This window comes from Bradyrhizobium sp. UNPF46, from assembly GCF_006658625.1.
Classification (GTDB): domain Bacteria; phylum Pseudomonadota; class Alphaproteobacteria; order Rhizobiales; family Xanthobacteraceae; genus Bradyrhizobium; species Bradyrhizobium nitroreducens.
In genome coordinates this window covers 1-6,298 of record NZ_LFJB01000118.1, presented here as the reverse complement: position 1 = coordinate 6,298, position 6,298 = coordinate 1, and the positions used below count along the sequence as shown (strand labels likewise).

Below are 6,298 nucleotides of genomic sequence, written 5' to 3'. Positions count from 1 at the left end.
CCTGTGGTCCACCCCGTGTGCGTTCTTGACGCCCACGGACCTGCGGGTGCCGCCGGCGCCCGGCCTTCCCTGCGCCCTTTGGCAATTAGAGGCGCGAACGAAGATGCAAAGCTCGGGCGAAACGCGCCGCGAGAATGGAAGCGCATGTCTGCAGTTTAAGTTTCAGCGGAGAGAGGATGCCAATGCACATTCGCTCGTCATGGCGAGCGTCGCAAAGACATGCGCTGCTCTCGTGCCCCGGACGCAGCGCAGCGCCCCCGGCGATGCGAAGCATCGTCCGGTGCGGTGCGCTGCAGAGCCGGGGCCCATGCATCAGCCCGGAATCAAGCAGCTGGGTCCCGGCTCTGCGCCGCAGCGTTACACGCTGCGTCGCGTCCGGGACACGAGATTAGCCAATGCTGCCGCTTCGAATTCCGCCTCCAGCGCCGCCCTCAGGGCCGCGCGATCACCCCGCCCGTCATCGGCATCGGCACGCCGGTCGTGGCCGGGTAGGACAGCGGCAGGCCCTTCAGGCCGCGGGCCGCCAGGAAACCGAAGGCCTGGGCCTCGATGGCGTCGGAGGCCCAGCCCAGGGACTCGGCGGCCTCTACGGTGGCCGAGCCCACCCGCTCGCGCAGCATCCTGAGCATGGTGAGGTTGCGGGCACCGCCGCCGCAGACAATCCAGCTCCGCGGCCGCCGCGGCAGCAGCGGGATGACGCGGGCGATCGCAGCCGCGGTGAAAGCGGTGAGCGTCGCCGCGCCATCGGCGGGCGCGACGTCGCCGAGCTTGAGCGCCGCAAAGTCGTTGCGGTCGAGGGATTTCGGAGGAGGCAGCGCAAAGAACGGCAGCTCCAGCGCGCGCGCCACCCAGGCTTCGTCCACCTTGCCGAGGGCCGCGAACTTTCCTTCCGCATCGAACGCCTGGTTCATGGTGCGGTACATGAAATCGTCGAGCAACGCGTTGCCGGGACCGGTGTCGCAGGCGATCAGCGTGTCGTTGCCGTCGATATAGGTGATGTTGGAGACGCCGCCGATATTGACCACGACGATCGGCCCCTCGCGGTCCAGCGAGTTGGCGAGCGCGCGGTGGTAGACGGGTACGAAGGGCGCGCCCTGCCCGCCGGCCTCGACATCGGCGGCGCGGAAATCATGCATCACGGGAATGTGGATCGCCCGGGCCAGCGCCGGCGCGTCGCCGATCTGCACCGTCAGCCGCTTTTCGGGCCGATGCAGCACGGTCTGGCCGTGGAATCCGACGATGTCGATATCTTCCGGCTTCATGCGGTTCTGGGCGAGGAAGGCGGCCACCGCCTCGGCGTGGGCCTGCGTGACCGCGCGCTCGGCCTCGGCCAGGATGCCTGGCCGGGCATCGCGCCGCGGCAGGTTCACGGCCTCGCTCAACGCCTGGCGCAGCAGATTGCGCTCGGCCGGGTTATAGGCCCGGTAGCCGGACGGCCCGAACGCTTTCACCTGCTTTCCATCGGTTTCGATCAGCGCGACATCCACCCCGTCCAGCGAGGTGCCGCTCATCAAACCGAGTGCCGTCAACATCATGGATCAGCGTCCTCAAAACACCCCCTCCGGCATGCCGATCTTGTGCCAGAGGGGCACATCTTATAATGCCACAGCGCCAAGTGGCGGGCAGCAACCGGGTTCCCACGGAAGACCCTTAAATTGCTCCCAAAACAGTAAACCAAGAATTTCTGGGCATGCCGACAGATGACTGCATTTAAATCGGATTTCCTCAATACCCTGCAGGAACGTGGTTTCATCCACCAATGCTCCGATTTCGAGGGGCTGGACGCGCTCGCCGCCAAGGGCGAGGCGACCGCCTATGTCGGCTACGATTGCACCGCCCGCTCGCTGCACATCGGCAATTATCTGACCATGATGATGCTGCACTGGCTGCAACAGTCCGGCAACAAGCCGATCACGCTGATGGGCGGCGGCACCACCATGGTGGGCGATCCCTCCGGCAAGGACGAGACGCGCGCGATGCGTACCGTCGCGGAGATCGAGGCCAACAAGGCCTCGATCCGCGGCGTGTTCGCCAAGGTGCTGAACTACGGCGATGGCAAGAGCGACGCCATCATGCTCGACAATGCGGAGTGGCTGACCAGGCTGAACTGGATCGAGATGCTGCGCGACGTCGGCCGGCACTTCTCGGTCAATCGCATGCTGACCATGGACTCCGTGCGCCTGCGCCTCGAGCGCGAGCAGGAGATGAGCTTCATCGAGTTCAACTACATGGTCTGCCAGGCCTACGACTTCGTCGAGCTCGCCAAGCGCACCGGCTGCAAGCTGCAGATGGGCGGCTCGGACCAGTGGGGCAACATCATCATGGGCGTCGATCTCGGCCGCCGCATGGGCACGCACCAGCTGTTCGCACTGACGACGCCGCTTCTCACCACGGCCTCCGGCGCCAAGATGGGCAAGACCGCGCAAGGCGCGGTGTGGCTCAACGCCGACCAGTTCAGCCCCTATGACTTCTGGCAGTATTGGCGCAACACCGAGGACGCCGACGTCGGCAAGTTCCTGAAGCTGTTCACGACGCTGCCGATGGCCGAGATCAGGAAGCTCGAGGCGCTCGCGGGCTCGGAGATCAACGAGGCCAAGAAGGTGCTCGCCACCGAAGCGACCGCGCTGCTGCACGGCCGCGACGCAGCAAACGAAGCCGCCGAAACCGCGCGCCGCACCTTCGAGGAAGGCGCGCTTGCCGAGAGCCTGCCGACCGTGGAAATTCCGCGCGGCGAGCTCGACGCCGGCCTCGGCGTCCTCAATGCCTTCGTCAAGGCGGGCCTCGTTGGCTCCAATGGCGAGGCACGCCGCCAGATCAAGGGCGGCGGCCTGCGCGTCAACGACGCGGCAGTCACCGACGAGAAGATGGCGCTGTCGGCGGCCAATCTGACGCCGGAAGGCGTGATCAAGCTGTCCTTCGGCAAGAAGAAGCACGTCCTGATCAAGCCTGCATAGGCGTATGAGCTTTTGATGCTTGTCAGGGCGCACGGATGCGCGCTCCCTGACGGGTAATGGATCAGAACACGCCCAGGGACGCGTCGCGGGAACACGCCTCGAATGCGCAGCGAGGCGCAGTGCGCACCGCGCTCGTGGTGCTCGCGCTGTGCTTCACGCTGGCGGTTCTCGGCCGCGGCCTGAGCGAGAGCTTCACCGTCTTCCTCAAGCCGATCTCGGAAAACTTCGGCTGGGATCGTGCGCAGGTCGTCTCGATCTATTCACTGACGTGGCTGATCAGCGGCCTGACCGCGCCACTGGTCGGACGGCTGTTCGACCATTCCGGACCGCGCATCGTCTACGCGCTCGGACTGTTCCTGCTCGGCTCGGCCTTCCTGATCGCGAGCCAGGCGCAGGCACTCTGGCAATTCCAGCTGTCGATCGGCCTCTGCGTCGGCATCGGCGTTGCCTTCATCGGCAATGTTCCGAACTCGATCCTGCTCGGCCGCTGGTTCGGCCCAAAGCTGCCGACAGCCATGGCGGTGGTGTACTCGGCGATGGGCGGCGGCGTGCTGGCGCTGCTGCCGGCCTCGCAGCTCCTGATCGACCGGCTCGGCTGGCGCGAGACCTACCAGGTCTATGGCCTCGCCGCACTCGCGCTGCTGGTGCCGCTGCTGCTGCTGCCCTGGCGGATGTTCTCGGCCGGCTCGCCGCATGTGACGAAGAGAAGCGATCCGGACTTCATCGACAATGGCTGGACGCTTGTCAGCGCGATGCGCCATCACGCGTTCTGGGCGCTGTTCTCGACCTTCTTCTTCACCGCCGTCGGCATGTATTCCATCGCCGCGCAGATCGTCGCCTATCTGATCGACGCCGGCTTTCCGCCGCTGCAGGCCGCGACGGCCTGGGGCTTTTCGGGTGTCGTGCTGGTGTTCGGCATGCTGGGCGTGTCCGCGCTCGACGGCATGATCGGGCGGCGGCCATCGGTGCTGCTGAGCTACGCGATCTCGATCCTCGGCATCGTCCTGCTCTGGCTGCTGCAGTACTATCCGAACGTGATCCTGCTCACCGGCTTCGTCGTCTGCTTCGGCAGCATGATGGGCTCGCGCGGCCCGCTGATCACGGCGACCGCGATGAAGATCTTCCGCGGCAAACGCGTCGGCACGATCTTCGGCACCATCTCGATCGGCAGTGGATTGGGCTCGGCGTTCGGCTCATGGAGCGGCGGCCTGATCCACGATTTCACGCATGGCTACAATCTGCTGCTCGTCTTCGCACTTGCGAGTGTGATCCTCGGAATGATTCCATTCCTGATCGTCCCGGCCTTGCGGGAGTAAGTCTCTCCGACGTAACCTGCATCCCTCGATGTCACCGGGGAATTACGGACGATTGGCGGACATCTCACGCAAAAAAATCCGGCGCAACCTGCGTGAACGGACGAGCTGCGGTGTTTTGTCGGACATGACGAAAATGTCAGCGTGGAATTGATCCGGGGTGGCTTGCGAGGCGGAGCTGAATACGATCCTAGTCGCGCATTGGATGGAGGGCACAAACCAATGAACTTTCCCTATCTCACTCGCTTTCAACCGGTTCTCTTGAGCCTGTTTCGCTTCATCACCGGTCTCCTGCTGTTCCAGTATGGCATCGCGAAGATCTTCAAGTTTCCGGTGCTTCCCTACTTCGCCAACATCCCGCCGCTGATCTATACGGCCGGTGCCATCGAGCTCGTGCTCGGCGCGCTGCTGATGATCGGTCTCTTCACCCGCCTCACCGCCTTCATCCTCTCCGGCGAAATGGCCTTCGCCTACTTCATGGGCCACATGTTCAAGGGTGAGACGCCGGTGTTTCTGCCGCTGCTCAACGGCGGCACCGCCGCGATCCTGTTCTGCTTCGCCTGCCTCTATCTGTCGGCCGCCGGCGGCGGCTCCGTCAGCGCCGATGCGGCGATGGGCAAGGAATAGCTGCAGGTTCGAACGGCGCCGACGCGCCCCTGTTCGACCCACGAAAAGGACGGCACCGGCGGATCCGCCGGGCCGTCTCAGCGCGTCCCCAGCACGTTCCAGATCAGAACCAGGGCTGCAACGAGCAGCACGGACATGATGATGCGGTGAGCGAATCGGTTCATTGCCGCTCCAGCGAAGCTCGATCACCATCAAAGGCTGAGAACGATTCGCCCCCGCAAAAATACGGGTGCACGGCGATGCATGGCCTTCTGCCCGCACACGCCCGCATACGGCTGCGGCGCGTCTTGCACCCAGGCGGGGCCCAGGGGCCTACGTTCATGATTGGTAAGAACTTCATGCTACCGATGCGAGCAATAACAACCATTCCGTAGGGGCTGTGATGAAGCTGCTGAGTCATTTGAAGATCCGCACCAAGCTTGCCAGCATGGTCTGCCTCGCGGCTCTCACAGTCGCAGCCATCATCGGCGTCTCGTCGGTCCTCAGCAAGAGCCGCATGATGGAGGACCGCGTCCAGCAGATGCGGACGGCCGTCGAGCTCCTCTATAACTACGCGCAATCGCTCCAGGACGAGGTTACCGCCGGCAAGCTGACGCTGGCCGATGCCAAGGCCCAATTCCACCAGCGCGGCCGCCGCATGAATTTCAACGGCAACCAGGGCTACCCCGTCGTCTACAATGCCGACACCTCCATCCTGGTGAACGGCGCCAACCAGCAGCTCGAAGGCAAGATCACCGGCGCCAAGGATTCCAACGGCGTCCTGATCGCCGATGCCATCATCAAGGCCGGCGGCGAAACCGCGCAGGGCGGCGTGACCTCCTATCTCTATCCCCGCCCCGGTCAGACCGAGCCGGTCCGCAAGACCGTCTTCGCGCGCAAATTCGCGCCCTGGAACGCGACCATCAGCTACGGCCTCTACGTCGACGACATCGACGCCGACGTGCGCGCGCTGACGCTGGAGCTCGCTGCGATCGGCATCGGCTTGATGCTGCTGATGGCGGCGCTGTCCTGGCTGATCGCCCGCGACGTGCTCAGTGCGCTCGACCGCCAGAAGACCCGGATGCAGGCGATCTCCGAAGGCGCCATCGACAAGCCCGTCGAAGAGACCGACCGCGGTGACGAGATCGGCCGCATGGCCGAGACCCTCGAAGTGCTCAGGCAGACCTCCTTGACGGCGCGCGCGCTGGAGGCCGAACAGGCCGCCAACAAGACCCGCACCGAGCAGGAGAAGCGTGACGCCCTGATCGCGCTTGCCGACCGCTTCGACGCCTCCGTCGGCCAGCTCGTCGGCCTGATGGCCTCCGGCTCCGGCGAGCTCGAGCATACCGCCAAGTCGATGTCCTCGACCGCCGAAGGCACCAACCGCCGCGCCGCATTGGTCGGCTCGGCCGCCACCGAAGCCAG

The 6,298-nt window shown here is 64.9% G+C and carries 5 protein-coding genes; 4 read left to right on the top strand and 1 reads right to left on the bottom strand.

Going from position 1 to position 6,298, the window contains the following annotated elements:
• Nucleotides 1-431: 431 nt before the first annotated feature.
• On the bottom strand, nt 432-1,535 hold the full coding sequence (locus UNPF46_RS35930; protein ID WP_100178891.1) for an anhydro-N-acetylmuramic acid kinase: 1,104 nt from the start codon (nt 1,533-1,535) through the stop codon (nt 432-434).
• Nucleotides 1,536-1,700: 165 nt separating this feature from the next.
• Here UNPF46_RS35930 and tyrS point away from each other — a divergent pair, with 165 nt between their 5' ends.
• From tyrS to UNPF46_RS35910, 4 genes are all read left to right on the top strand, one after another.
• Nucleotides 1,701-2,954: a tyrosine--tRNA ligase gene (gene tyrS, locus UNPF46_RS35925; protein WP_100178890.1), complete on the top strand. Its 1,254-nt coding sequence runs from the start codon at nt 1,701-1,703 to the stop codon at nt 2,952-2,954.
• 56 nt (nt 2,955-3,010) lie between these two features.
• Nucleotides 3,011-4,270, top strand: coding sequence for an MFS transporter (locus UNPF46_RS35920; RefSeq protein ID WP_100178889.1), 1,260 nt, complete (start codon nt 3,011-3,013; stop codon nt 4,268-4,270).
• A 219-nt stretch (nt 4,271-4,489) separates the two neighbouring features.
• The gene (locus UNPF46_RS35915) at nt 4,490-4,894 is read left to right on the top strand and encodes a DoxX family protein (RefSeq protein ID WP_100178888.1); all 405 of its coding nucleotides are present in this window, start codon (nt 4,490-4,492) and stop codon (nt 4,892-4,894) included.
• Nucleotides 4,895-5,276: 382 nt separating this feature from the next.
• The coding region (locus UNPF46_RS35910) for a cache domain-containing protein (RefSeq protein WP_142253189.1) at nt 5,277-6,298 on the top strand (1,022 nt) is incomplete at its 3' end.